The sequence below is a fragment of the Streptomyces sp. NPDC001480 genome (assembly GCF_042894725.1).
GTDB lineage: Bacteria > Actinomycetota > Actinomycetes > Streptomycetales > Streptomycetaceae > Streptomyces.
In genome coordinates this window covers 13,672-38,856 of the sequence record NZ_JBIAVX010000004.1, presented here as the reverse complement: position 1 = coordinate 38,856, position 25,185 = coordinate 13,672, and the positions used below count along the sequence as shown (strand labels likewise).

Sequence of the window (25,185 nt, the reverse complement as noted above, 5' to 3'; positions counted from 1 at the left end):
CCGGTGCGCCGTCCGACGGCGGCGCACCGGGGGCATCCCTACACGCGGAAGCGCGGGAGATCGTGTTCGACTTCGTTGACAATTACGACGTGCTGGGAGCGTTCTGGACGACGGTGCAGCTGGCCTTGCTGTCCGCCGTGGGCTCCCTGATCTGGGGCACCCTGCTGGCCGCCATGCGGGTCAGCCCGGTGCCGCTGATGCGCGGTTTCGGGACCGCCTACGTGAACATCGTGCGGAACATCCCGCTCACGGTGATCATTCTGTTCACCTCGCTCGGCCTCTTCCAGACGCTGAACGTCACCCTCGGCGGCGGAGACGACTTCAAGACGGTCAACTTCCGGCTGGCCGTGCTCGGCCTGATCGTCTACACCTCGGCCTTCGTGTGCGAGGCGCTGCGCTCCGGCATCAACACCGTCCCGGTCGGGCAGGCGGAGGCGGCCCGGGCCATCGGTCTGAGCTTTACTCAGGTGCTGGGACTGGTCGTCCTGCCGCAGGCCTTCCGGGCAGCGGTCGGCCCGCTGGCCAACGTCCTGATCGCGCTGACGAAGAACACGACCGTGGCTGCCGCGATCGGCGTGGCGGAAGCGGCATACGTGATGAAGGAAATGCTCGACAAGGAAGCCCAGCTGATGGCGATCTCCGCGGTCATCGCCCTCGGTTTCTGCTGCCTGACACTGCCGACCGGTCTGATCCTCGGCTGGGTGGGCAAGAAGGTGGCGGTGAAGCGATGACCTCGGTCCTGTACGACGCCCAGGGCCCCGGCGCCAAGCGGCGCAACGTCCTGTACACGGTGGGCTTCCTGGCCGTGTTCGCGGCCGTCCTCTGGTGGGTCTTCAGCTCCCTCTCCGACAAGGGCCAGCTGGAGTGGGTGCTGTGGAAGCCGTATCTCGGCGGCAGCACCGAGGCCTACTCCACGTACATCTGGCCCGGGCTTCAGAACACGCTGAAGGCCGCGGCGCTGGCCATGGTCATCGCGCTGCCGCTGGGTGCCGTCTTCGGCATAGCCCGGCTCTCGGACCACGTCTGGATCCGCGTACCGGCCGGGGTCGTGGTCGAGTTCTTCCGGGCCATTCCCGTGCTGATCCTGATGATCTTCGGGAACGCCCTGTACGCCGACTACACCGACATCAGTTCGGACGACCGTCCGCTGTACGCGGTCGTCACGGGCCTCGTGCTGTACAACGCGTCGGTGCTCGCGGAGGTCGTCCGGGCCGGCATCCTCTCGCTGCCCAAGGGCCAGTCCGAGGCCGCCATGGCGATCGGACTGCGCAAGAACCAGGTGATGCGACTCGTCCTGCTGCCGCAGGCGGTCACCGCCATGCTCCCGGCGATCGTCAGCCAGCTCGTGGTGATCGTGAAGGACACTGCCCTGGGCGGCGCGGTCCTCACCTTCCCCGAACTGCTCTCCGCGGCCAACACGATGAGCGGCTACTACGGTGCCAACACCATCGCCTCCTTCACCATCGTGGCCTTGATCTTCCTGGCGCTCAACTTCTCGCTCACGAGCTTCGCGACCTGGCTGGAGGGCCGCCTTCGGCGCGCCAAGAAGACGAGTGGCGCGGTGCTGGCGCCGGACGACGCGTCGATTTCGGGAACCATGGGAACGGGCGCCGGCGGTGCGGGGGCATCGACATGACCGCACCCCGACGTCCTCGACCAGGCCCTTGGGCCTAGTCCGGTCTTCCACGGGGTGGCACGCGTGCGTGCCACCCCTTTTCCGCGCGACACCCGGCGCGCGACCACGGGTCGCACGCGGTGAGACCATCCGCCGGCCTGCCTGATCTTCCCGGCCGCCACCACACTCCGTCGCTTGACGCAATCACCGCGAATAGGTTGCATACGTTCTGTGATCGTGCACCCTGCTCCACTCTTTTGCTCACACTCATCCGTCAGGGCACCGCTGCGGGCAGGGGGCGACGCGCCGTGGACCCGGTGATCATCGTCGGAGCGGGGCCCGTCGGGCTCACGCTCGCGCTGGCGCTGGCCCGCCAGGAGGTGCCCTGCGTCGTCCTCGACGAGGGACCGGGCAAGGACGAACCACGGCTCGCGCGCACGGTCGTCCTGCGCGAGGACACCGCCGCGCTGATGGAACGGCTGACCGGCGTCCCGCTCGGCGAGCAGGGTGTCCACTGGGCCGGATGGCGGTCATTGCGGCGCAAGCAGGTGATGCGTGAGATCACCTTCGGCACCCTGGGCGAGGAGGCCGTGGCCACCGAGGACGCCGTCGTGTCCGAGGAGGGGGCCGACGACGGCACCGCCCCCGCCCCGCTGCACCTCGCCCAGCACGTGCTGGCCGACGCGCTGCGCGCCGCCGCTGCCCGCGAGCCGCTGGTGAAGGTCGCCGTGGACAGCCGCGTGGACGCGATCGAGCAGGAGCGTTCCGGCGTCTCCGCGCACACCCGGGGGCCCAGCGGAACCTGGTGGCGCGGCAGTTACCTGGTCGGCTGCGACGGCCCGCGCTCGACCGTGCGCAAACTGACGGACATCCGCTTCCCGGGCCGCACGGCGGTGGAGCGACACGCCGTAGCCGCCCTGCGCGTGGAACTTCCGTGGCCGGGCCGTGCGTTGCTCCATCGGATGCCGCCGTGGCGGACGTCCGGCCCCTCGGCCGCGGAGGTGACCGCCCGCCCCCTCCCGGACGGGGTGTGGCGCCTGGACTGGCTGCTGCCACCGGGCAAGGACCTGGTCACGCCCGAGCTGCTGGTGGCCCGCGTCCGCGAGACCCTCGCGGGCTGGACGGACGGCACCACACCGCCGTACGAACTCCTCGACACCGGGGTCCACACGGTGCACCACCGCCTGGCCCGACGGTGGCGCGTCGGCCGGGTCCTCCTCGCCGGGGACGCGGCCCATCTGCTCGGTGCGCTGGGCACCCAGGGGCTGGACGAGGGGCTCCGGGACGCCGACAACCTCGCCTGGAAGCTGGCGCGCGTCTGGCACCACGGCCCGCACGAGCCACTGCTCGACAGCTACCAGGCCGAGCGGCGCGCCGTGATCGCCGCCAGGCTGCGCGCCGCCGACCAGGCGCTGCCGGTGCTGCGCGGCGGCGGTGGCCTGCGCGCGTACGTCCCCGGCACTGCCCGGGGGCACGACGTGCTGTTCACGGACGGTCATCTGGGGCGTGGGCCGCTCGGCGCGCCGGGGACGTACGCCGACTCGCCGCTCGCGCCTCCGCGCGTCGACGGTGAGATCACCGTCGGCACTCCGCCCGGCGCGCAGGTGAGCGACGTACGGGTCACGGCGGAGGACGGCACCTTCGTACGGCTGCGGGACCGGCTTGGCCGCGGCGCGCTGCTGGTCGTCCTGATCGCGCCGGGCACGGGCGTGTGGGACCGCAAGCACTGGGTGACCGCCGGAGTCATGCCCCGTCTCGCGGGCGCGGTGACCGCGCTGCCGCACCCCGCCGAGCTGCTGGTCGCCGAGAGCTATCCGGGTGCGCCCGCGCACAGCGTGCTGCTCGTGCGCCCCGACGGCCACCTGGTGACCGCGCTGAGCGGGGTCCGCCCGGCCGATCTGTACACGGCGGCGGAGGCGGCGGTGGGCGGCCCGGCTGTGGCGGAGGGTGAAGCAGAGGCGGAAGCCGGCGCGGAAGCGCAGGCAGGGGCGAGCTCCGGCGCGCGTTGAGCGCACATACAGTCACACTGTGGTCCACATAGTGACTGTGAGTTGACCGGTGGGCGCCGCCAATGGTGTACTCCCGACCATGACCGACACCGATGTGCGCCTGTGGCGGAGGGTCCATATGGACCTCGTCCGCTATGCGGGCTGCGTGTGTCGCCCGTCCTGCTGAATTCGCATCCCTTTCTCTTCGGGCGCCCCGCTGGGCGCCCCTTCGGCGAACGCTCTTCAGGACGGTGCACGTGTCTGTCTCTCCCCCCGTGTCCGCGGCCGTTTCAGCACCCACGCAGGCGGACCTCTTCGACTTCGTACGGCGTACGGCCGCCGACGCCGAGCTCATCGCCTCGCTCCCGCTCGACCCGGAGGGCCGCACCTGGGTGCGGCTCGAGGGTCCCGGCGGCAGCGAGGCCTGGCTGATCGGCTGGCCGCCGGGCACCGGCACCGGCTGGCACGACCACGCCGACTCGGTCGGCGCGTTCCTCATCGCGGCCGGCGAGCTCAAGGAGAACTCGCTCGCCGCCCGGCTGCCCACCGACGGCTGGAAGACCCTGGAACTCAGCGACGACGTGGACCGCGAGCGGCGGCTGCCGGCCGGCAAGGGCCGCTCCTTCGGCCGCCACCACGTCCACGAGGTGCTCAACGAGTCCACCGAGCGGCACGCGATCTCCGTGCACGCCTACTACCCGCCGCTGCCCCAGATCCGCCGTTACAGTCGCACCGGACAGGTGCTCCGGCTGGAGCAGGTCGAACGTCCGGAGGACTGGCAGTGAGCAGCACGACAGGACAGCCGCCCGGCATCGATGAACTGCTGGAGCGCGTACGCGCGGGCTACCGGCGCATAGAGGCGCGGGAGGCGTACGAGGCGGCGCGGGCGGGTGACGCGCTGCTGGTCGACATCCGGTACGCCGCCCTGCGCGACCGGGACGGCCTGATTCCCGGCGCCCTGGTCATCGAGCGCAACGAACTCGAGTGGCGCCTCGACCCCCGGGGCAGCCACCGGGTTCCCGAAGCGACCGGTCACGACCTGCCCGTCGTGGTGATCTGCAACGAGGGCTACGCGTCGAGTCTGGCCGCCGCCTCCCTGCACCAGCTGGGGCTGCACCGGGCGACCGACCTGGTCGGCGGGTTCCAGGCGTGGAAGGCGGCGGAGCTGCCGGTGGTGTCGGACAACCCGTGACGATCCGGCGGGCTAGTCCCTCGCCGTCGCCACCGTCACCGCCGGCACCCTGAGGGCCACACGTCCCGGCAGGGCGGTGGCCACGAGGGCGAGGAGGGCGGCGGTCGCGACGACCGTGACGTACAGCAGGGGTGTGACCGCGGGCACGGCCCGGCCCGTCATGCCGACGCTGAACGCGGTCAGGACGGCGAGGGCGATGCCACTGCCGAGGGACGTGGCGAGGAGCAGCACCGACAACGCCTCGGTCCGCAGCATGCACAGGACCTGCCGGCGGGTCGCCCCGGCGAGACGGAGCAGGGCGAACTCCCGGACCCGCTCGGACACCGACATGGCGAGCGTGTTGACCACGGCGATGGCGGTGAAGGCGAGGACCAGCCCCATGGCCAGGAAGTTGACCTCGGCGTTGGCCTGCTGCCGTTCCGCCTGGAGGGAGTCCGCGGCCGCCGGGGAGAGAATGCGGATTCCCGGGAACTCACGGAGTGTAGTCGCGAGTTGTGTCTGTGTACGGGTCGTGGCGACGAGGACCGAGGAGGCGAGCGGATTGTCGACGTGCTGGGCGACCAGGTCGTGCGCGAAGGTCAGGTCGCCGAAGCCGAGACCCCGGCGGTAGACGGCGGCGACGGTGAGCGTGGCGGGCGTGCCGTCGCCGAGCGTGAGTTTCAGGGTGCTGCCGGGCTTCAGATGCTGCTGGTCCGCGGCCAGTTGGCTGACGGCGACGGTGCGCGCGGTGAGCCGGCTGAGGGAACCGGCGGTGACGTCCGGGTCCCAGGTGCGGGTGAGGCCCGCCGGGGTGACGCCCTGGGCGGGGTATTTGTCCAGGCCGACGCGGACGGTCGTCCGGACGACTTCGGTGACGGCGTCCCGGCCGGGGCCGTCCGTTCGCAGCAGACGGGCGGCCTCGGCCGGGACGCCCGGTCCCTGAGCCGCCACCACCCAGTCGGCGCGGACGCCTTCGCGTGCCTGGGCGCGGGCGGCGTCGCCGAGGGTCGACTGGACGAACAGGACGGTGCAGGTCATGCCGATGAGCAGAGTGAGAGGGGTGACGACCGAGGCCATCCGGGCGGCGTTGCCACGCAGGTTGGCGGTGGCGAGCCGGCCGCCGGGGCCGCTGAGCCGCAGCGGTCCGGACAGCAGCAGCGTGGCCGCGCGCACCAGCAGCGGGCCGAGCAGGGCGACGGAGGTGGACAGCACGATGACGGTCAGGAAGGTCACCGGCGTCGAGGCGGGCTCGGTGCGCAGACCGGTGAGCACGACGACGAGAACCACGCCTCCGGAGAGGAGCAGCAGGCCCGCGACGATCCTTCCCCACGCGGGGCGGGTGCGCTCGGTCCTTGCCTCGGCCAGCGCCTCGGCCGGTCGGATACGGGTGATCCGGCGGGAGGCGACCCGGGCGGCGGCCCATGCGCCGAACAGGGTCGCGGCGAGGGCGGCGAGCGGGGGAAAGACGCCGGTGGTGTGCTGGAGCGTGGCGGGGACGGCGCCCTTGGCGACGAACCTGGCGTGCAGCCAGCCCCCGAGCGGCAGTCCGAGCAGCGCGCCCACCGTGCCGGCGGCGGCGCCGACGATCAGGGCCTCCCGGCCGAGCAGCTTGCGGATCTGACCGGGCGTGGCGGCGATGGCGCGGAGCAGGGCGAGTTCCCGGTGGCGCTGTTGTACGCCGAGCGCGAAGGTCCCGACGACCACGAGGATCGCCACCAGCAGTGAGGTGCCGCCCATCGCGCCGCCCATGCTGACCAGCCGGACGCGGGCCGAGGCGGCGTCCAGGAACTCGACGGGGCCGCGGGCGTCACCGGCGCTGACCTGAGCGGTGGTGCCGTGCAGCGCGTCGGCCACGGCCTGCTTGAGCCGGCCGGCGTCGGTGCCCTGAGCCGGGATCACGCCGAACGCGGTGACCTGCCCCGGGTGTGCGGCCAGGCGACGGGCCTCGCCGGTGGAGAAGAACAGGGACGTCTGGTGGCTCACGTCCGCGGCCGGGGTGGCGATGCCGGTGATCCGGTAGCCGCGCGGGGTCCGGGTCGACTGGACGGTGAGGTGGTCGCCGGGTTCGAGTCGGGCGCGTGCGGCGAGGTAGCGGTCGATGACGAGGTCGGTGGCGGCCTTGGGCGCGGTGCCCGCGGTCAGCTGGTACGGCGTCAGCGCGGCGGAGTCCCAGGCGTGCCCGTAGGCGGTACGGCCGCCCGTGCCGGCCGGGGTCAACGGCTGGGCGACGAAGGTGAGTTCGGGGACGACGCGGGCCACTCCGGGAGTGCGGGCGAGGGTGTGCTCGAGGCTCGCCGGCAACCAGGCGCGCTCGGCGATGGGTTTCGCCTTGTGCTTGACCTTCGTCTTGCCCTTCTTGTGCTTGACGATGGTCCGGTGCACGTTCTGGTCGGCGGAGACCACGACGGGGGCCGCCGCGTACCGCTCGGTGCGGATCGTGCCACGCAGGCCGGTCTCGAGCAGAGTGCCGCAGGCGCTGATGAGAGCGGCCGCGCACATGAGGGCGAGGAAGGCCCCGAGGAAGCCCGCCTTGCGGGCACGGACGGTCTGTAGGGCGTAGCGCAGCATCATGCGTACACGGTCGTCGACGCACCGGTGTCCGCACACTGCGGTGCCCAGGCGTCTTCACAGGGGGTTAACCCCACCCCGTCGTCGGGAAACCGTGGTTGTCGTCGACGGGGTCAGAGACGCTCCGCTCCGCGCCGCGCGAGAGCCTGCCGGGCGGGCGTCCGGCACCCGCCCACCGAAAACCGGTCAGTAGCCCTCGTCCTCGAGGAACTCCGCGTCCTCGCCCTCCTCCTCCAGCGCCTGCCGGACGACCCGGAGGGCCATGCCCTCGGGGTAGCCCTTGCGGGCGAGCATGCCGGCGAGGCGTCGGATGCGCTTGTCGCGGTCGAGGCCGCGGGTGGCCCGCAGCTTGCGGGCGACGAGCTCGCGGGCCGTCGCCTCCTCCTGGTCGGAGTCGAGCTGAGCGACCGCGTCGTCGATCAGCGCCGAGTCGACGCCCTTGGTCCTCAGCTCCCGGGCGAGCGCACGCCGGGCCAGCCCCCGGCCGTGGTGCCGGGACTCCACCCAGGCGTCCGCGAACGCCCCGTCGTCGATCAGCCCGACCTCCTCGAACCGCGACAGCACCTCCTCCGCCACGTCCTCGGGGATCTCCCGCTTGCGCAGGGCGTCCGCGAGCTGCTTGCGCGTACGCGGGGTCCCGGTGAGCAGGCGCAGGCAGATCGCCCGTGCCCGCTCAGCCGGGTCCCCTGAAGACTCCCCCCGCTCGGCCCTCGACGAGGAAGGGGCGCCTTCGTCTTCCCGGGACGCGGACGGCTCCCCGAAGCCGCGCCGGCGACGCCCGCGCCCGCGCCCGCCACGGGACCCGGCACCACGTGAGCCGTCGTGGGGCCGGTCGCCCGCGTACCCGTCGTCCCCGTACCCGCCGTCACCGGCCGGGGCGGAGCCCGTGTCGCCCCCGGTGCCCCTCCCCCGTGGGGCACCGGGGGAGGCGTACTCGTACTCGGCCCAGTCGGTTCGTCGTGTCACGGGTCAGCTCTTGGCAGCGGCGGCCTTGGGCTTGGTGGCCTTGGCGGCCGCCGGGGCGGGCACCGCCTTGGCGGCGTCCTCCGTGGCGGCACCGGCGGCCGCGTCCGCGCCCGGCTCGGCGGCGGGCTCCTCCGGCCGCACGCCCACGCCCAGCTTCTCCTTGATCTTCTTCTCGATCTCGTTGGCCAGGTCGGGGTTGTCCTTCAGGAAGTTGCGCGCGTTCTCCTTGCCCTGGCCGAGCTGGTCGCCCTCGTAGGTGTACCAGGCACCGGCCTTGCGGACGAAGCCGTGCTCGACACCCATGTCGATCAGGCCGCCCTCGCGGCTGATGCCCTGGCCGTAGAGGATGTCGAACTCGGCCTGCTTGAAGGGCGGCGCGACCTTGTTCTTGACGACCTTGCAGCGGGTGCGGTTGCCGACCGCCTCCGTGCCGTCCTTCAGGGTCTCGATGCGTCGGATGTCGATGCGCACCGAGGCGTAGAACTTCAGCGCCCGGCCACCGGTCGTGGTCTCCGGGGAGCCGAACATCACGCCGATCTTCTCGCGGAGCTGGTTGATGAAGATCGCCGTGGTCTTGGACTGGTTGAGCGCGCTGGTGATCTTCCGCAGGGCCTGGCTCATCAGACGGGCCTGAAGACCGACGTGGCTGTCGCCCATCTCGCCCTCGATCTCCGCGCGCGGGACGAGCGCGGCGACGGAGTCGATGACGATGAGGTCGAGGGCACCGGAGCGGACCAGCATGTCCACGATCTCCAGGGCCTGCTCGCCGTTGTCCGGCTGGGAGAGGATCAGGTTGTCGATGTCCACGCCGAGCTTGCGCGCGTACTCGGGGTCGAGGGCGTGCTCCGCGTCCACGAAGGCGACCTGGCCGCCGGCCTTCTGCGCGTTCGCCACCGCGTGCAGGGTCAGGGTGGTCTTACCGGAGGACTCCGGCCCGTAGATCTCCACCACACGGCCGCGCGGCAGGCCGCCGACACCGAGGGCGACATCGAGTGCGGTCGACCCGGTCGGGATGACCTCGATGGGCTCCTTCGACCGCTCGCCCATGCGCATGACCGCGCCCTTGCCGAATTGCCGTTCAATCTGTGCGAGCGCGGCGTCGAGCGCCTTCTCGCGGTCGGTTCCTGCCATGGGTTCCACCCGGTTTGCTTGAGTCGATCGCTTCACGTCAAAGACGCTAACGCCTGCCACTGACAATGCGCCCCGACGCCGGCCCGGCCTGTGGATAACTTGGGTCCTTCTCCACTCAAACCGTGTCGAAACACCCACCCGGAGCCTCGCCTGAGCCTCCATAAGAATAGATGTTCGATTTTCGTGTCAAGCGCACCGCGGCGGGGTGCTCCGCTACTCCCCGGGGCGTACGGAGGGTGCCTCCGGCCGCACGACGACCACGCGGGGGTGTTCCCAGGAGCCTTGGCCCATGAAGAATCCGCGCCCCGCCGAACGCCTCTGCCACGCGACCGGTGTACTGCTCGTCCTCTCCGGCCTCGCGCATCTGCTGGTGTTCGCGGTGGACGGTGGCCCTTGGGAGGGGCCTGTCTCCTGGCGCAAGCCCGTCACCTTCGGGCTCTCCTTCGGTGTGACGCTGATCGCGGTCACCTGGGTCACGTCGTACCTGCGCGTCGGCCCGCGGCTGCGCACCGGCCTGCTCGTCGTGTTCGCCGCCGACTGCGTGGTGGAGGTCGGCGGCATCACCCTCCAGGCCTGGCGCCGGGTGCCCTCGCACCTCAACATGCAGACCCCCTTCGACACGGCGGTGTCCATGACCCTTGCGGCCGGCGGCGGTGTCCTGGTGGCGCTGCTCACCGTCTTCGCCGTGGTGTCCTTCCGGCACCGGCCGTCGGGCCCCGCCGGTATGCCGCTCGCGGTGCGGTCGGGGTTCGCGATCCTGCTCGTGGCGCTGGCGTCGGGCACCGCCATGATCGCGCGCGGTGTGGTGCTCACCCGGACCGGCCATCAGGAGGCGGCCTACCACTCGACGGCCCCGCTCAAGCCGCTGCACGGGGTGAGCCTGCACGCCGTCCTGGTGCTGCCGGCGCTGGCCTGGCTGCTGTCCCGGACCTCGTGGAGTGAGCGGGACCGGCAGCGGGCCGTGAGTGCGGCCGTCGGCTGCTACGCGGTCGCCGTGGCCGGGGCCGGGGTGTGGGCGGTCCTCACCTACTGAGAGACGCGCTCAGGAGCCGCCGCCCTCCTCGGAGGCGCGCGTCTCCGGCGGCCGCGCCCACAGCCGCCGGGCGCGCGTGAGCAGGCCCGGCCCGCCCGGACCCCGTCCGCGGTGCCCGTGGACCCGGGGATCGTCCGTGACGGCGTACCGCTTGACGTACGCGCCCAGGAACGCCTGGAGCGTGGCGACCGCGGGGATGGCGATCAGCGCGCCGACGGCGCCGAGGAGGGCCGTGCCCGCGATGACCGAACCGAAGGCGACCGCCGGGTGGATGTCGACGGTCTTGGAGGTCAGCTTGGGCTGAAGCATGTAGTTCTCGAACTGCTGGTAGATCACGACGAACACCAGCACCCACACCGCGTACCAGGGGTTGACGGTGAACGCGATCAGCATGGGCAGCGCGCCCGCGAGATAGGTGCCGATGGTGGGGATGAACTGGGAGACCAGCCCCACCCAGACACCCAGCACGGGCGCGTACGGCACGCCCAGGGCCTGGAGCAGGACGTAGTGCGCGATCCCCGAAATGAGCGCCATCAGGCCGCGCGAGTACAGGTAGCCGCCGGTCTTGTCGACGGCGATCTCCCACGCGCGCAGCACCTCGGCCTGGCGGGCGGGCGGCAGGACGGAACAGATGGCCCGGCGCAGTCGCGGCCCGTCGGCGGCGAAGTAGAACGAGAACAACGTGACCGTCAGCAGCTGGAACAGGCCGCCGAGCACCTGGGCGGACACGTCCAGCACACCGGCGGCGCTGTTCTGCGCGTACTTGCGCAGCCAGTCGGAGTGGAGCAGACCCTCCTGGACGTCGACCCGTCTGAGCTCGGTGTGGAAGGTCTGGTTGACCCAGTGGATGAGCGAGTCGAGGTACTGCGGGAATCCCTCGACCATCTTGATGATCTGACCCGCGAGCATCGACCCGAGCAGCGTGACGAACCCCGCGGTCGCGATCATCAGGCCGAGGAAGACCAGGAAGGTGGCGAACCCGCGGCGCATGCCGCGGGCGGCCATCCGGCTCACCGCGGGTTCTATGGCCAGGGCCAGGAAGAACGCGATGAGGATGTTGATCAGCAGGCCGGTCAGCTGGTGGAAGGCCCAGCTGCCCAGCTGGAAGGCGGCGATGAGGGCGAGCGCGAGCACCATGGCGCGCGGCAGCCAGCGCGGCATGCGGACGACCGGCGCGGCGGCGGCGTCGGCCGGGGGCCGGGGGGACGGCGTCGTACCGGAAGGGGATGCCTGCTGGGCGGTCTGCCCTGTGTCGTCAGTGGGTGCCACGGTGCAAGTCTCGCCCACGCCACCGACAACCCGGCACACCCCTGCGGTCTCCGTGACGGATCAGCGCTTCTCCCCCGGAACGTTCATGACGGCGCAGACCACGCGCCACACTTCCTTGGCCTCCCAGCCCTCCGCGAGCGCCTGGTGCACCGTCCGTCCGCCGAGCTCCGACATCACGTGGTCGCGCGCGAAGGTGTCGGCGTACCCCGCACCGAAGTGATCCGCCATCCGCTGCCAGAAGACCGTCAACCGCATGACTTCAGTATCCCGCCCCTGAGGGTGGGCCACGTCCAGGACCGCATGCCGAGACCGCTTTCCGTCCTACGGTCTGACGCATGCCCGAAACAGGAGCTTCCCCACTCCCCCCACTCCCCGCCGCCCCCTCGGCACGCTCCCCGCTCTTCCGTGCCGAGCATTTCGTCTGGCTCACCGCGCGCGTACTGGAGCAGCGCCTCTTCGCGTACCACTTCCTGAACGGCGCCGCCGATCCGGTGGAGACGGCGCTGGACGCCTACCGCAACGACGACGGCGGGTACGGCCACGCGCTGGAACCCGATCTGCGCGGCCCCGTCAGCCAGCCGCTGCACACCGGGCACGCGCTGCACGTGCTGGACGCCGTCGGGCGGTGCGGCGGGCAGCGGGTGGAGCGCGTGTGCCGCTATCTGACCTCCGTCTCCACCGCGGACGGCGCGCTGCCCGCCGTCCATCCCGGCCAGCGTGGCTATCCGGTGGCGCCCTTCATCCCGATCGTCGACGACCCTCCCAGCGACCTCCTCGCCACCGGTCCGGTGGTGGGTCTGCTGCACCGCAATGGTGTGTGGCACGCCTGGCTGTTCCGGGCCACCGACTTCTGCTGGCGGGTCGTGGAGTCCCTGGAGAAGTCCCACCCCTACGAGATCGAGGCCGCCGTGGCCTTCCTCGACTCGGCGCCCGACCGCCCGCGCGCGGAGGCGGCCGCCGACCGCCTCGGCCGTCTGGTGCGCGAGCACCGGCTCGCCGTGCTCGACTCGGACCACCTCGGTGAGTACCCGGTCGCTCCCGGCTACGCCCCGGGCGAGCACCACTTCCCGCACGACTTCGCCAGGACCCCGCAGTCCCTCGCGCGTCTTTGGTTCACCGACGACGAGATGGCCCGCTCCCTGGACTTCCTCGCCGCCGACCAGCAGGAGGACGGCGGCTGGCCCGTCCGGTGGCGCCAGTGGGCGCCCGGCACCGCCCTGGAGGCCCGTCCCATGGTGACGATCGGTGCCCTGCGCACGCTCAGGGCGTACGGGCGATTCGTCGGCTGATCGGTATCACCCTCACTCGCCACGGCCACCCGACGGGGCGCGATTTCCCAGGTCAGGGCGATTGTCAGAGCCGGGGTGCAGGATGGACGCATGGTCAGCTCCGCACACCGGGCCCTCGACGGCTTCTCCCCCGCGACCCGCGGCTGGTTCACGGGGGCCTTCTCCGCGCCCACCGCGGCCCAGGCGGGGGCGTGGCAGGCCATCGGGGAGGGCTCGGACGTGCTGGTGGTCGCGCCGACCGGTTCGGGCAAGACGCTGGCCGCGTTCCTCGCCGCACTGGACCAGCTCGCCTCGACGCATCCGCCCGCCGACCCGAGGAAGCGCTGCCGCGTGCTGTACGTGTCTCCGCTGAAGGCCCTCGCGGTGGACGTGGAGCGCAACCTGCGCAGCCCCCTGACCGGCATCCGCCAGGAATCCGTGCGGCTCGGCCTGCCCGAGCCGGAGGTCAAGGTCGGCATCCGCTCCGGCGACACCCCTGCCGCCGAACGCCGCGCCCTGTCCACACGGCCGCCGGACATCCTGATCACCACCCCGGAGTCCCTGTTCCTGATGCTCACGTCGGCCACGCGCGACGCGCTGACCGGTGTGGAGACGGTGATCCTGGACGAGGTGCACGCGGTCGCGGGCACCAAGCGCGGCGCGCATCTCGCACTGTCCCTGGAGCGCCTCGACGAGCTGCTGCCGAGGCCGGCCCGCCGCATCGGCCTGTCCGCGACGGTCCGCCCGGTGGACGAGGTGGCCCGCTATCTCTCGCCGCGCCGCAAGGTGGAGATCGTCCAGCCGGAGTCCGGCAAGGAGTTCGACCTCTCCGTCGTCGTCCCGGTCGAGGACCTGGGCGAGCTCGGCGGCTCGCCGGTCGCCGAGGGGAACGAGGGCGCGGAGCGGCCGTCGATCTGGCCGCATGTCGAGGAGCGGATCACCGACCTGGTCCAGGCCCACCGCTCCACGATCGTCTTCGCCAACTCCCGGCGGCTCGCGGAGCGCCTGTGCAACCGGCTCAACGAGATCGCGTACGAGCGGGCGACCGGCGAACCCCTGGAGGAACACCACTCGCCGGCCGAGCTCATGGGCGGCTCCGGCGCGGCCCACGGCGCGCCCCCGGTCATCGCGCGCGCCCACCACGGCTCGGTCTCCAAGGAGCAGCGCGCCCTGGTCGAGGAGGACCTCAAGGCCGGCCGTCTCCCGGCCGTGGTCGCCACATCCAGCCTCGAACTGGGCATCGACATGGGTGCCGTCGATCTCGTCGTCCAGGTCGAGTCCCCGCCCTCCGTGGCCTCCGGCCTCCAGCGTGTCGGCCGTGCGGGGCACCAGGTGGGCGCGGTCTCCACCGGCGTGGTCTTCCCCAAGTACCGAGGGGACCTGGTCCAGGCCGCGGTGGTCACCGAGCGGATGCGCTCCGGCGCCATCGAGTCCCTGAAGGTGCCCGCCAACCCCCTGGACGTCCTCGCCCAGCAAGTGGTCGCGATGACGGCGCTGGACAGCTGGCAGTTCGACGACCTGCTCGCCACGGTCCGCCGCGCCGCCCCCTTCGCGTCGCTCCCGGAATCGGCGTTCACGGCCGTCCTGGACATGCTCGCGGGCCGCTACCCCTCCGACGCCTTCGCCGAGCTGCGCCCACGCGTGGTGTGGGACCGCGTGACCGGCACCGTCACCGGCCGCCCGGGCGCCCAGCGCCTCGCGGTCACCTCCGGGGGCACCATCCCCGACCGCGGACTCTTCGGTGTCTTCCTCGCCGGTGCCGACCCCAAGAAGGGCGGCGGCCGGGTCGGCGAACTCGACGAGGAGATGGTCTACGAGTCCCGGGTCGGCGACGTCTTCACGCTCGGCACGAGCTCCTGGCGCATCGAGGACATCACGCGCGACCGCGTCCTGGTCTCCCCCGCGCCGGGCGTGCCGGGCAGGCTGCCCTTCTGGAAGGGCGACCAGCTGGGCCGCCCGCTGGAACTGGGCCGCGCGGTGGGCGCGTTCCTGCGCGAGGTCGGCTCGCTGCCCGAGGACGACGCCCGGCTGCGGCTCCTCGCGGCCGGCCTCGACGCGTGGGCGGCGGACAACGTGCTGTCGTACCTGAACGAGCAGCGTGAGGCCTGCGGTCACGTCCCGGACGACCGCACGATCGTCGTGGAGCGCTTCCGCGACGAGCTCGGCGACTGGCGCGTGGTCGTGCACTCCCCCTTCGGTGCCCAGGTGCACGCCCCCTGGGCGCTGGCGCTCGGCGCCCGCCTGTCCGAGCGGTACGGCATGGACGCCCAGGTCATGCACGCCGACGACGGCATCGTGCTGCGGCTGCCGGACGCCGACCTCATGGGCCTGGACCTGCTCGACCAGGAACCGCTGAAGGCCGGCGCGTCCCCGGGTACGGAGTACGACGCCGACCAGGCCCCCGTGGGCGCGGCGGACGTCGCCTTCGACAAGGGCGAGGTCGACCAGATCGTCACCGACCAGGTCGGCGGCTCGGCGCTGTTCGCGTCCCGCTTCCGCGAGTGCGCCGCCCGCGCCCTGCTGCTGCCGCGCCGCAACCCCGGCAAGCGCACACCGCTGTGGCAGCAGCGCCAGCGCGCCGCCCAGCTGCTGCAAGTGGCCAGCGAGTTCGGCTCGTTCCCGATCGTCCTGGAGGCGGTCCGCGAATGCCTCCAGGACGTCTTCGACGTCCCCGGGCTCGTCGAGTTGATGGGCGACCTGGAGTCCCGCAAGGTCCGCCTGGTCGAGGTCACCACACCCGAGCCCTCGCCCTTCGCCCGCTCCCTGCTCTTCGGGTACGTCGCCCAGTTCCTGTACGAGGGCGACTCCCCCCTCGCCGAGCGCCGCGCGGCCGCTCTGTCGCTGGACTCCCGGCTGCTGGCCGAGCTGCTGGGCCAGGCGGAGCTGCGCGAGCTGCTGGACGCGGAGGTGCTGACCGAGCTGGAGCGGGAGCTTCAGTGGCTCACCGAGGACCGCCGCGTCAAGGACGTCGAAGGCGTCGCGGACGTACTGCGGGTGCTCGGGCCGCTCACGGAGGCCGAGCTCGCCGAGCGGGGCGCCGAGCCGCCCTGGGCGCGGGAGCTCGCCGGTGCCCGCCGGGCCATCCGGGTCCGCATCGCGGGCGCCGAGCACTGGGCGGCGGTCGAGGACGCGGGCCGCCTGCGCGACGCCCTCGGCACGGCGCTGCCGGTCGGTGTCCCCGAGGCCTTCACCGAACCGGTCAAGGACCCGCTGGGCGACCTGCTCGCCCGCTACGCCCGCACCCACGGCCCCTTCACATCGGCCACCGCGGCGGACCGCTTCGGCCTGGGCGTGGCGGTCACGGAGGGCGCGTTGCAGCGGCTGGCCGCGGGCGGACGTGTGGTCCAGGGTGAGTTCCATCCCGCGGGCATCGGCCAGGAGTGGTGCGACGCGGCCGTGCTGCGCCGGCTGCGCCGTCGGTCGCTGGCCGCCCTGCGGCACGAGCTGGAGCCGGTGCCGCCGGCCGCGCTGGCGCAGTTCCTGCCGCAGTGGCAGCACATCGGCAAGGGCCACGGCCTGCGCGGCGTGGACGGACTGGTGCGCGCCGTGGAGCAGTTGCAAGGCGCGTCCGTGCCCGCGTCCGCCCTGGAGAAGCTGGTTCTGCCGTCCCGCGTGGCGAACTACACCCCGTCGATGCTCGACGAGCTGACCGCCGCCGGGGAGGTGGTGTGGGCGGGCGCCGGCGCGCTGCCCGGCAAGGACGGCTGGGTCTCCCTGTACCTGGCCGACGCGGCCCCGCTGTTGCTGCCACCGCCTCACCCTCTGGAGCTGACCGCCCTTCACCAGTCCGTCCTGGACGCCCTCTTGGGGGGTTACGGCCTGTTCTTCCGTCAGATAGCCGACCAGGTCCGTGCCACCACCCACCCCGACGTCACCGATCCGCAGCTCGCCGACGCCGTCTGGGACCTGGCCTGGTCGGGGCGGCTCACCAACGACACGCTGGCGCCGATGCGCTCCCTGCTGGGTTCCGGCCGCACCGCCGGCTCCACCGCCCACCGCGCCAAACGCGCGGCTCCGCGCGGGCGTTACGGTTCGCTGACGGCAGCCGCCCGGCCCGTCTCCCGCAGCGGGCCGCCGACCGTCGCGGGCCGCTGGTCCCTGCTCCCCCCACGCGAGCCGGAGCAGACCGTGCGCGCCCACGCCCTGGCCCGCGCCCTCCTCGACCGGCACGGCGTGGTCACCCGGGGCGCGGTCGCCGCGGAGGGCGTCGAGGGCGGTTTCTCGGCCGTGTACCGCGTCCTGTCCGCCTTCGAGGAGACCGGACAGGCCCGCCGCGGCTACGTGGTGGAGGGCCTCGGCGCCGCGCAGTTCGCGATGGACGGAGCCGTGGACCGTCTGCGCGCGGTGTCCAACGCGCGCGAGCGGGGCGAGGGGCTGCCCCCCGGCCCGGGTTCCGGCGGCGCCGGTCCCCAGCCCTTCGGCACGCCCGACAGCCACCTGGACGCGGACCCCTTCGGCCGGGACGACGGAGAACACGGCATCGCGGACTTCGCCGATTTCGACTGGCCGGCCGACCACCGCGCCGGACCGGGCGACTACGTCTCCCCGCGCGACGCCGCCTCCGGCCTCTCCTCGCCCGGCTACGGCGGCCCCCGGGGCGGTCCCGTCTCCCCGTACGGCTCCGGGTACGGCGCCCCGCGTACCCGTACACCTTCGGCCCCCGACTCCCGGGCGGTCGTCCTGGCCGCCGCCGATCCCGCGAACGCCTACGGTGCGGCCCTGCCCTGGCCCGAGCCGCCGGACGGGGCGGGGCACAAGCCGGGCCGCAAGGCGGGCTCACTGGTGGTGCTGGTCGACGGCGAGCTGACGCTGTACATGGAGCGCGGCGGCAAGACGCTGCTGGCCTGGCCCGGTGCGTCGGACAGGGAGGCGGCCGAGGACCCCCGCCTGCGCTCGGCCGCGGACGCCCTGGCGGCGGCCGCCCGCGCCGGCACCCTCGGCACGGTCACGGTGGAGCGCGTCAACGGCGCCTCGGCCCTCACCTCCCCCGTCGGCGCCCTGCTGGAAGGAGCGGGGTTCGTCGCCAACCCGCGCGGCCTGCGGCTCAGGGCCTGATCCACGGGACAGCCGCGCGGTCCGCCGCGGGTCACCCCGCCGTGTCACCCCGTCGTGTCACCCTTGACGCATGCCCGAAGGTGACACGGTCTGGCAGACCGCGAAGCGGCTGCACGGCGCGCTCGCGGGCAAGGTGCTGACCCGCAGCGACTTCCGGGTGCCGAAGTACGCCACGGTCGACCTCACCGGCCGGACCGTCCTGAGTACCGTCCCGCGCGGCAAACACCTGTTCACCCGGATCGAGGGCGGCCTGACGCTGCACACCCACCTGCGCATGGAGGGTGCCTGGAAGGTCTACGGCCCGGACGAGCGCTGGCGGGGCGGCCCCGCCCACCAGATCAGGGCCGTACTCGGCACCACCGACCACGCGGCCGTCGGCTACCGCCTTCAGGTCCTGGAGCTCCTGCGCACCGGGGAGGAGGAGCGCGTCGTAGGACACCTCGGCCCCGATCTGCTCGGCCCGGACTGGGACCCCGAACGCGCCCTGGCCAACCTGCTGACCGACCCCGCCCGCCCGATCGGTGAGGCCCTGCTCGACCAGCGCAATCTCGCCGGCATCGGAAACGTCTACAAGAGCGAGCTCTGCTTTCTGCTCGGCGTGACCCCGTGGCTGCCCGTCGGCGCGCTCCCGGCGGACCGCGCCGGCCGGCTGCCCGCGCTCGCCAAGAAGCTCCTCGAGACGAACCGTGACCGCCCGGTCCGGCAGACCACGGGCGTCCGCCACCACGACCTGTTCGTGTACGGCCGCGCACCCCGCCCCTGTCTGCGCTGCCACACATCGGTCCGCGTGGCGGACCAGGGCGACGGCACCCAGGAACGCCCCACCTACTGGTGCCCCACCTGCCAGCGGGGCCCGGCCCCCGTGCCGGGAGCGCCGCAGAAATGGCGGGACCGTTATCGGCGCACGACTAATTGACGGTCCGTCAGAAACGCTCGTACCGTCGCTGCATGCCCGTCAAGGCGTACGACCTCACCGGACGCACCGCATTCGTCACCGGCGCCGCCAGCGGCATCGGCCGGGCCTCGGCCGTCCTGCTCGCCGAGGCGGGCGCGACGGTGCACTGTGCCGACCGGGACGCGAAGGGCCTGCACGAGACGGCGGCCCTCATCGAGGAGCGTGGCGGCACCGCCCGCACCCACCCCCTCGACGTCACCGACCGCGCCCGGCTCGGCGAGGCGGTCCGCTCCTGCGAGCGGCTGGACGTGATGGCGGCGATCGCCGGCGTCATGCACAGCAGCCCGGTTCTCCAGACCCGGGACGAGGACCTCGACCGGGTGCTGAACGTCAACTTCAAGGGCGTGCTGTACGCCTGCCAGGAGGCGGCCCGGCTGATGCTCGCCCGGCGCACCCGGGGCAGCATCATCACCATGGCCTCGGGCGCGATCGACACCGGCGGACCGGGGCTGCTCTGCTACGGCGCGGCGAAGGCGGCCGTGGTCCAGCTGACCAAAACGCTGGCGACCGAGGTCGGCCGGCACGGCATCCGCGTCAACGCGGTCGCTCCCGGCTGGATCCGCACACCGATGACCGACCGCCACGACCATGAGGCCCGGGAACACACCGAGGGCCTGATGGCCCGCATGTCCCCGCTCGGCCGGGTCGGCGAGGCCGACGACATCGCGCACGCCGTGCTGCACCTGGCGTCCGACGCGTCGTCCTTCACGACGGGCCAGATCCTGCGTCCGAACGGTGGCGTGGCGATGCCCTGGTGAGGCCCCCCGCCGCCCGCCGCTTCGGCACGCAGTGCACCGGCAGCAGACTGAGCCCCCAGCCCCCGGTGACGACCGCTCCCTCGACCACACCGCCGTCGCCCACGGCGACCCGTACCACGGCCCACCACCACACCGTCCCGAGTCCCAGGACGACTCCCCAGCGCACTGTCCGCCCCACCATGGCCGCCTCCTCCAGCCGGACGCTAGAACGCCACCGATCCCGCCGGGGAGGCGCACCAACGGCTCACTGATGCAAGGCCGGGGAAGTCGTCGACCTGGGCGTCAACCCGAGGCGTCAACGCCGGGCGACGACATCCCCCGGCCGGCTCACCCGTTCTCGGCCTGGAACATCCAGTGGTGCTTCTCGAGATCCGCGGTGATGGTGATGAAGATGTCCTGGGACACCGGATCCGGTTCCCCGGTCGCCGCCACCCGGTCCCGCATCCGTGTGATCACCGCGCCCAGCGCGTCCACGAGCGCCCGCACCGCGTCGGTGTCCTTGATCCAGCCCGAGGGCGCCGTCGCGATGCCGCTGCCGGCCGCCACGGTGGCCGCGCGTCCGTCGGGCGGGACGCCCAGTGTCGACGCCCGTTCCGCCACGGTGTCGGAGTGGGTCCGCGCGGAGGCGACGACCTCGTCGAGCTGGAGATGAATGGAGCGGAACCTGGGGCCGACGATGTTCCAGTGGACCTGCTTGGCGACCAGCGACAGGTCCACCAGGTCCACGAGGGCGCCCTGCAACGCCTCCGAGACGGTCTTCAGGTCCGCGTCGGGCAGTGGGCTCTTCACGACAGACATGCGCACCCTCCGATGCCTCGGCCCCGTCACGTCCCTCCACCATGACCGCGCCACCGGACACCGGCAAACGGAGGCAGCAGCACGAAGGCCCCGGCCGGGGCCCTTCCGGGTCTCCCCGGAGACGGCCCCGGCCGGGGCCTCGGACGTGTCGCGTCAGGCGGCGACGACATCCACCGCCTCGGCGGGCGCCTTGATGGTCACCCGTTCCGGTGGCACACCGGTCACCGACACGGAACCCAGCATCGGGCGAACCGGCGTGGGTACGGGCTCGGTGGCCGCGGCAGACCGGGCCAGCTCGGCGAGGGCGAGCTCGTCGCTCACTTCCCGCATGAGCTCGGACATCCGTACGTCCAGCGCGTCGCAGATGGCGGAGAGCAGTTCGGAGGAAGCCTCCTTCTGCCCCCGCTCCACCTCGGAGAGATAGCCGAGCGAAACTCGGGCGGACGAGGAGACTTCGCGCAGAGTACGGCCCTGGCGCTGGCGCTGCCGACGCAGCACGTCACCCAGCAGGCGACGGAGCAGAATCATCGGTGGCTCCCTCCTCGGACCGCGTAGCCGCATCCTTCTCGCCCCACCGTACCGCCTCGCGCTGCGGCCGTGCGGGGAGCGATGTCGTGTTCACTCAGGGCTGCAAACATCAAAACCCCCCGTTCCGTTCCGTATCCTGTGCCCGCTCATTCCCGCTGTGTTCGCTCGCAAGCTGCTCGAGAAGCAGTGCGAGCACGCTCCGTACACTCTCCATACGAATTTCCGCACGGTTGCCGTTCAACCGCAGAGCCGCGACTTTTCCGCCACCGGCAGAACCCGAACCGGTCCCGAACGGCCCCTCCACGGCCACGAAGACCGTCCCGACGGGCTGCCCGTCCTGCGGGTCCGGGCCGGCGACTCCCGTCGTCGCGAGCCCCCAGTCGGCGCCCAGCGCCTTGCGCACCCCGGCCGCCATCTGGGCCGCGACCTGCGCGTCCACCGCCCCGCGCTGGGCCAGCAGGGTGGCGTCGACACCCAGCAGCGCCTGCTTCAGGTCAGTGGCGTAGGCGGTGACCGAGCCCCGGAACACCTTGGACGCCCCAGGGACAGCTGTGATCTCCGCCGCTACCAGACCACCGGTGAGCGACTCGGCGACGGCGACCGTCTCGCCCTTCACCGTCAGTAGTCGCACCACTTCAGTGGCCGGGGAACTCACGCTTCCGACTCCTCCAACGCCGCCCGGCGCTCGGCGATTCCCCGCCGGCGCAGCACAATGGCCTGTCTCACATAGTCGAGGCCGGTCACAACGGTCAGGACGACCGCCACCGCCATCACCCAGAACCTCAGGGTTGCCAGCCATCCCGTCAGTGCCAGCACGTACATCCCCACGGCCACGCCCTGGGTGAGCGTCTTCAGCTTGCCGCCGCGGCTCGCCGGGATGACGCCGTAACGGATGACCAGAAAACGCAGCAGCGTGATCCCGAGTTCCCGGCCGAGGATGACGATCGTGACCCACCACGGCAGATCGCCCAGCCCGGACAGGCAGATGAGCGCCGCCCCCATGATGGCCTTGTCGGCGATCGGGTCGGCGATCTTCCCGAAGTCGGTGACGAGGTTGTACGTACGCGCGAGGTGACCGTCGAACAGGTCGGTGATCATGGCGACGGCGAAGGCCGCCCAGGCGAGCGAGCGCCACGCCGGGTCGTACCCGCCGTCCGCCAGCATCAGGGCCACGAAGCCGGGCACCAGGAGCAGCCGGAGCATGGTCAGCAGATTGGCGACGTTCCAGACGCTGGCCTGGTTGACGGCCGCCGCCGCCAGCTTGGCGCCCCGGGGCGATTTCGCCCCGCCCTGCGCACCACCGTCGGCGGAGCCACCGGAAGCGGTGGCGCCGGAGCCCGAGCCGGCCGCCGCGCCGGAGGCACCGGCGGAGCTCGCGGCGCCCTGCGCGCCGGAGGAGCCGCCCGCGGCGGACGCCGGGACTCCGGTCATCTGTCCGCCTCCTCACTACACGCGAGCGAGCCGTCGAGCGGCTCGGCCACCAGGTCGACACCTTCCGTACCGACCACCTTCGCCTCGACCATACGGCCGACACCCAGGCCGGCGCCGCTGGTGAGCAGCACCTGGCCGTCCGTCTCCGGGGCCTGGTGTGCCGCGCGGCCGTACACACCCTCCTCGTCGTCCACGGACTCCACGAGGACGTGCACGGTCTCACCGACGCGCTCCTCGGCCCGCTGCGAGACGAGTTCCTCGGCCAGCCGGGAGATGTGCGCGAGCCGCTCGGCGACGACGTCCTCGTCGAGCTTGCCGTCGTAGGTCGCCGCCTCCGTGCCCTCCTCGTCGGAGTAGCCGAAGACGCCGATGGCGTCCAGTCGCGCACCGTTCAGGAAGCGCTCCAGCTCGGCCAGGTCCGCCTCGGACTCGCCGGGGAAGCCCACGATGAAGTTCGAGCGCACGCCGGCCTGCGGGGCCTTGCTCCGGATGGTGTCGAGCAGCTCCAGGAAGCGGTCGGTGTCACCGAAGCGCCGCATCGCGCGCAGCACGCCGGGCGCGGAGTGCTGGAAGGACAGGTCGAAGTAGGGGGCGACCTTCGGGGTGGAGGTCAGCACGTCGATCAGACCCGGGCGCATCTCGGCCGGCTGGAGGTAGCTGACGCGTACACGTTCGATCCCGTCGACCTCCGCCAGCTCGGGCAGCAGGGACTCCAGCAGGCGGATGTCGCCCAGGTCCTTGCCGTAGGAGGTGTTGTTCTCGGAGACCAGCATGATCTCCTTGACGCCCTGCTCGGCCAGCCAGCGCGTCTCGTTCAGCACGTCGCTCGGGCGGCGGGAGATGAAGGAGCCGCGGAAGGACGGGATGGCGCAGAAGGAGCAGCGCCGGTCACAGCCGGAGGCGAGCTTCACCGAGGCGACCGGGGTGCCGTCCAGCCGGCGGCGCAGGGGCGCGCGGGGACCGGACTGCGGGGCCAGGCCCTCCGGCAGGTCGGCCGGGGCGCCGTGCCCGGGCAGGGCCACATCGGTCGCCGTCTGCCGCTCGGCCGGGCTGATCGGCAGCAGCTTGCGGCGGTCGCGCGGGGTGTGGGAGGCGTGGATGCCGCCGGAGAGGATGGTCTGGAGGCGGTCGGAGATGTCCGTGTAGTCGTCGAAGCCGAGCACGCCGTCGGCCTCGGGGAGGGCCTCGGCGAGCTCCTTGCCGTACCGCTCGGCCATGCAGCCCACCGCCACGACGGCCTGGGTTCTGCCATGGCCCTTGAGATCGTTGGCCTCCAGAAGGGCGTCCACGGAGTCCTTCTTGGCGGCCTCCACGAAGCCACAGGTGTTGACCACGGCGACATCGGCGTCCCCGGCGTCCTCGACGAGCTGCCAGCCGTCCGCCTCCAAACGGCCTGCGAGCTCCTCCGAGTCCACCTCGTTACGGGCGCAGCCGAGAGTGACTAGTGCGACGGTACGGCGTTCAGGCATGGGCTCAAGACTACTTCGTCCCGCTGACACCCCACGTCGACGGGGTTGGCCGATCTTGGCCAACCCCGTGTGAGGACACTCTCTCCGGACCGCTCGGTCCCGGCGGTCGCTAGCCGACCTCGGGGTCGCCCTTGGTGTACGTCAGCCGTTCCACGGCCCCCGGCTGGAAGTCGTCCTCGATCTTCTTGCCGTTGACGTAGAGCTGTATGGCGCCGGCGTCACCCAGGATGAGGTTGATCTTCGTGTTGTCCTGGAAGGTCTTGGACTCGCCCTTGTCCAGGAGCCCGTCGAACAGCATGCGGCCGTTGTGGTCCTTGGCCGAGATCCAGCTGCGCCCGTCCGCGGCGCTGACCCGGACGGTCACCTTGTCCTGGGGCGCGGCCGCGATGGCGCTGTCGGACGGGTCGACCTTCTGACCGGCCGACTTGTCCTTCTTGGGCGTGGGCGAGGCGGCCTTGCTGGTCGTGGGCGTGGCCCCCTCGGCGACCTGAGCCTTCGCGTCGTTGCCGGAGTCGCCGCCCTTGACGAGCGTGAACCCGACGAAGCCGATCACCGCGACGATCGCGGCGACCATGGCGGCGGTCCAGTTCGGCCCGCGCCGCTCGGGGCGGATACGTTCCGCCTCGAACAGCGGGGCGGCCGGCGTCGGGGCGGGGCGCCCACCGTGCTCGGCGTCGAACTGGGCCAGCAACGGGGCGGGGTCGAGGCGCACGGCCCTGGCCAGGGTCCGGATGTGCCCGCGGGCGTACACGTCACCGCCGCAGGGTGCGAAGTTGTCCGCCTCGATGGCGTGCACGATGGCGATACGGACTCGGGTGGCGCTGCTGACGTTCTCGACGGTGAGCCCGGCGGCGATGCGCGCCTGCCGCAGCGTACGGCCGATGGAGGTACGGGCTTCCTCGGAGACGTCGGGGAACGGACGCTCGTCTTCAGGAGAGTTGCCGATGGACACGGGGGCGCCTTTCGAGCGTGTAGCCACCTGTGCTGGAGGTTCAGTCTAGGGGGGGTGCAAAAGGGTGGGGCAACCGGGCGGTTGGGCTTTGTACGCCATCGGTATGGCCCGACATACCGACAACGGGCCAGGCATGAACCCCGGAATCGGGCCCGCACCTGTCCTCTCGCTCAACTTGACGTGCGACAAGGGGAAACGGTTGCCCGCCGCTCTCTAACGGGTGGATCACG

At 72.2% G+C, this 25,185-nt stretch carries 22 protein-coding genes; 11 read left to right on the top strand and 11 right to left on the bottom strand.

The window, feature by feature from the left end; translation table 11 throughout:
- Nucleotides 1–62 precede the first annotated feature (62 nt).
- The 6 genes from ACFY01_RS10560 to ACFY01_RS10535 all read left to right on the top strand — a co-directional run bounded on the left by ACFY01_RS10560 (nt 63) and on the right by ACFY01_RS10535 (nt 4,795).
- Entirely contained in the window at nt 63–731 is a 669-nt protein-coding gene (locus ACFY01_RS10560) for an amino acid ABC transporter permease (protein ID WP_390735308.1), read from the top strand.
- Nucleotides 728–1,636 carry an amino acid ABC transporter permease gene (locus ACFY01_RS10555; protein ID WP_390735307.1) on the top strand — a complete coding sequence of 303 codons (909 nt, stop codon included), beginning with the start codon at nt 728–730 and terminating at the stop codon, nt 1,634–1,636. Before ACFY01_RS10560 ends, ACFY01_RS10555 begins: the two co-directional genes overlap by 4 nt.
- Nucleotides 1,637–1,923: 287 nt before the next feature.
- Complete coding sequence (locus ACFY01_RS10550; protein ID WP_390735306.1) at nt 1,924–3,624, top strand: FAD-dependent monooxygenase; 1,701 nt, start codon at nt 1,924–1,926, stop codon at nt 3,622–3,624.
- Nucleotides 3,625–3,703: 79 nt separating this feature from the next.
- A complete protein-coding gene (locus ACFY01_RS10545) occupies nt 3,704–3,790 on the top strand; it encodes a putative leader peptide (RefSeq protein ID WP_311605579.1) in 87 nt (28 codons plus the stop codon).
- 70 nt (nt 3,791–3,860) lie between these two features.
- Complete coding sequence (locus ACFY01_RS10540) at nt 3,861–4,388, top strand: cysteine dioxygenase (RefSeq protein ID WP_390735305.1); 528 nt, start codon at nt 3,861–3,863, stop codon at nt 4,386–4,388.
- Nucleotides 4,385–4,795, top strand: coding sequence for a rhodanese-like domain-containing protein (locus ACFY01_RS10535; protein WP_390735304.1), 411 nt, complete (start codon nt 4,385–4,387; stop codon nt 4,793–4,795). The genes ACFY01_RS10540 and ACFY01_RS10535 overlap by 4 nt, the downstream gene beginning before the upstream one ends.
- A gap of 12 nt (nt 4,796–4,807) precedes the next feature.
- On the opposite strand, the gene ACFY01_RS10530 is transcribed toward ACFY01_RS10535, so the two are convergent.
- The 3 genes from ACFY01_RS10530 to recA form a co-directional block, all read right to left on the bottom strand.
- Nucleotides 4,808–7,345 carry an FtsX-like permease family protein gene (locus ACFY01_RS10530; RefSeq protein WP_390735303.1) on the bottom strand — a complete coding sequence of 846 codons (2,538 nt, stop codon included), beginning with the start codon at nt 7,343–7,345 and terminating at the stop codon, nt 4,808–4,810.
- 183 nt (nt 7,346–7,528) lie between these two features.
- Nucleotides 7,529–8,308 carry a recombination regulator RecX gene (gene recX / locus ACFY01_RS10525; RefSeq protein ID WP_390735302.1) on the bottom strand — a complete coding sequence of 260 codons (780 nt, stop codon included), beginning with the start codon at nt 8,306–8,308 and terminating at the stop codon, nt 7,529–7,531.
- Between the two features lie 3 nt (nt 8,309–8,311).
- Nucleotides 8,312–9,439: a recombinase RecA gene (gene recA / locus ACFY01_RS10520; RefSeq protein WP_390735301.1), complete on the bottom strand. Its 1,128-nt coding sequence runs from the start codon at nt 9,437–9,439 to the stop codon at nt 8,312–8,314.
- A gap of 289 nt (nt 9,440–9,728) precedes the next feature.
- Here recA and ACFY01_RS10515 point away from each other — a divergent pair, with 289 nt between their 5' ends.
- Nucleotides 9,729–10,472, top strand: coding sequence for a hypothetical protein (locus tag ACFY01_RS10515; protein ID WP_390735300.1), 744 nt, complete (start codon nt 9,729–9,731; stop codon nt 10,470–10,472).
- Nucleotides 10,473–10,481: 9 nt separating this feature from the next.
- Here ACFY01_RS10515 and ACFY01_RS10510 read toward each other — a convergent pair whose 3' ends face one another.
- Together ACFY01_RS10510 and ACFY01_RS10505 are read right to left on the bottom strand one after the other, a co-directional pair.
- Entirely contained in the window at nt 10,482–11,741 is a 1,260-nt protein-coding gene (locus ACFY01_RS10510) for an AI-2E family transporter (RefSeq protein WP_390735299.1), read from the bottom strand.
- Nucleotides 11,742–11,801: 60 nt separating this feature from the next.
- Nucleotides 11,802–11,996, bottom strand: coding sequence for a DUF3046 domain-containing protein (locus ACFY01_RS10505; protein ID WP_390735298.1), 195 nt, complete (start codon nt 11,994–11,996; stop codon nt 11,802–11,804).
- An 80-nt stretch (nt 11,997–12,076) separates the two neighbouring features.
- On the opposite strand from ACFY01_RS10505, the gene ACFY01_RS10500 reads away from it, so the two are divergent.
- The 4 genes from ACFY01_RS10500 to ACFY01_RS10485 all read left to right on the top strand — a co-directional run bounded on the left by ACFY01_RS10500 (nt 12,077) and on the right by ACFY01_RS10485 (nt 19,777).
- Nucleotides 12,077–13,030: a hypothetical protein gene (locus ACFY01_RS10500; RefSeq protein ID WP_390735297.1), complete on the top strand. Its 954-nt coding sequence runs from the start codon at nt 12,077–12,079 to the stop codon at nt 13,028–13,030.
- 90 nt (nt 13,031–13,120) lie between these two features.
- Nucleotides 13,121–18,064 (top strand): DEAD/DEAH box helicase, encoded by a 4,944-nt coding sequence (locus ACFY01_RS10495; protein WP_390735296.1) that lies wholly within the window; start codon nt 13,121–13,123, stop codon nt 18,062–18,064.
- Nucleotides 18,065–18,134: 70 nt separating this feature from the next.
- Nucleotides 18,135–18,980, top strand: a complete 846-nt coding sequence (locus ACFY01_RS10490; RefSeq protein WP_390735295.1) for a DNA-formamidopyrimidine glycosylase family protein — start codon at nt 18,135–18,137, stop codon at nt 18,978–18,980.
- Nucleotides 18,981–19,012: 32 nt separating this feature from the next.
- Nucleotides 19,013–19,777 (top strand): SDR family NAD(P)-dependent oxidoreductase, encoded by a 765-nt coding sequence (locus ACFY01_RS10485; RefSeq protein ID WP_390735294.1) that lies wholly within the window; start codon nt 19,013–19,015, stop codon nt 19,775–19,777.
- 327 nt (nt 19,778–20,104) lie between these two features.
- Here ACFY01_RS10485 and ACFY01_RS10480 read toward each other — a convergent pair whose 3' ends face one another.
- From ACFY01_RS10480 to ACFY01_RS10455, 6 genes are all read right to left on the bottom strand, one after another.
- Nucleotides 20,105–20,575, bottom strand: a complete 471-nt coding sequence (locus tag ACFY01_RS10480) for a Dps family protein (RefSeq protein ID WP_390735293.1) — start codon at nt 20,573–20,575, stop codon at nt 20,105–20,107.
- A gap of 153 nt (nt 20,576–20,728) precedes the next feature.
- Nucleotides 20,729–21,103: a helix-turn-helix transcriptional regulator gene (locus ACFY01_RS10475; protein WP_361454779.1), complete on the bottom strand. Its 375-nt coding sequence runs from the start codon at nt 21,101–21,103 to the stop codon at nt 20,729–20,731.
- A gap of 109 nt (nt 21,104–21,212) precedes the next feature.
- Entirely contained in the window at nt 21,213–21,758 is a 546-nt protein-coding gene (locus ACFY01_RS10470; RefSeq protein WP_390735292.1) for a CinA family protein, read from the bottom strand.
- Nucleotides 21,755–22,534: a CDP-diacylglycerol--glycerol-3-phosphate 3-phosphatidyltransferase gene (gene pgsA, locus ACFY01_RS10465; RefSeq protein ID WP_390735291.1), complete on the bottom strand. Its 780-nt coding sequence runs from the start codon at nt 22,532–22,534 to the stop codon at nt 21,755–21,757. Before pgsA ends, ACFY01_RS10470 begins: the two co-directional genes overlap by 4 nt.
- Entirely contained in the window at nt 22,531–24,003 is a 1,473-nt protein-coding gene (gene rimO, locus ACFY01_RS10460; RefSeq protein ID WP_390735290.1) for a 30S ribosomal protein S12 methylthiotransferase RimO, read from the bottom strand. Before rimO ends, pgsA begins: the two co-directional genes overlap by 4 nt.
- A 109-nt stretch (nt 24,004–24,112) precedes the next feature.
- Complete coding sequence (locus tag ACFY01_RS10455; RefSeq protein WP_390735289.1) at nt 24,113–24,955, bottom strand: helix-turn-helix domain-containing protein; 843 nt, start codon at nt 24,953–24,955, stop codon at nt 24,113–24,115.
- Nucleotides 24,956–25,185 lie beyond the last annotated feature (230 nt).

Excerpts from the sequence above, each read along its gene's own strand:
- ACFY01_RS10555 (WP_390735307.1), top strand. The coding sequence starts at position 728 with ATGACCTCGGTCCTGTACGACGCCCAGGGCCCCGGCGCCAAGCGGCGC.
- ACFY01_RS10545 (WP_311605579.1), top strand. The coding sequence starts at position 3,704 with ATGACCGACACCGATGTGCGCCTGTGGCGGAGGGTCCATATGGACCTC.
- ACFY01_RS10530 (WP_390735303.1), bottom strand. The coding sequence starts at position 7,345 with ATGATGCTGCGCTACGCCCTACAGACCGTCCGTGCCCGCAAGGCGGGC.
- recA (WP_390735301.1), bottom strand. The coding sequence starts at position 9,439 with ATGGCAGGAACCGACCGCGAGAAGGCGCTCGACGCCGCGCTCGCACAG.
- ACFY01_RS10515 (WP_390735300.1), top strand. The coding sequence starts at position 9,729 with ATGAAGAATCCGCGCCCCGCCGAACGCCTCTGCCACGCGACCGGTGTA.
- ACFY01_RS10505 (WP_390735298.1), bottom strand. The coding sequence starts at position 11,996 with ATGCGGTTGACGGTCTTCTGGCAGCGGATGGCGGATCACTTCGGTGCG.
- ACFY01_RS10500 (WP_390735297.1), top strand. The coding sequence starts at position 12,077 with ATGCCCGAAACAGGAGCTTCCCCACTCCCCCCACTCCCCGCCGCCCCC.
- ACFY01_RS10495 (WP_390735296.1), top strand. The coding sequence starts at position 13,121 with ATGGTCAGCTCCGCACACCGGGCCCTCGACGGCTTCTCCCCCGCGACC.
- ACFY01_RS10490 (WP_390735295.1), top strand. The coding sequence starts at position 18,135 with ATGCCCGAAGGTGACACGGTCTGGCAGACCGCGAAGCGGCTGCACGGC.
- ACFY01_RS10485 (WP_390735294.1), top strand. The coding sequence starts at position 19,013 with ATGCCCGTCAAGGCGTACGACCTCACCGGACGCACCGCATTCGTCACC.
- ACFY01_RS10480 (WP_390735293.1), bottom strand. The coding sequence starts at position 20,575 with ATGTCTGTCGTGAAGAGCCCACTGCCCGACGCGGACCTGAAGACCGTC.
- ACFY01_RS10475 (WP_361454779.1), bottom strand. The coding sequence starts at position 21,103 with ATGATTCTGCTCCGTCGCCTGCTGGGTGACGTGCTGCGTCGGCAGCGC.
- pgsA (WP_390735291.1), bottom strand. The coding sequence starts at position 22,534 with ATGACCGGAGTCCCGGCGTCCGCCGCGGGCGGCTCCTCCGGCGCGCAG.
- rimO (WP_390735290.1), bottom strand. The coding sequence starts at position 24,003 with ATGCCTGAACGCCGTACCGTCGCACTAGTCACTCTCGGCTGCGCCCGT.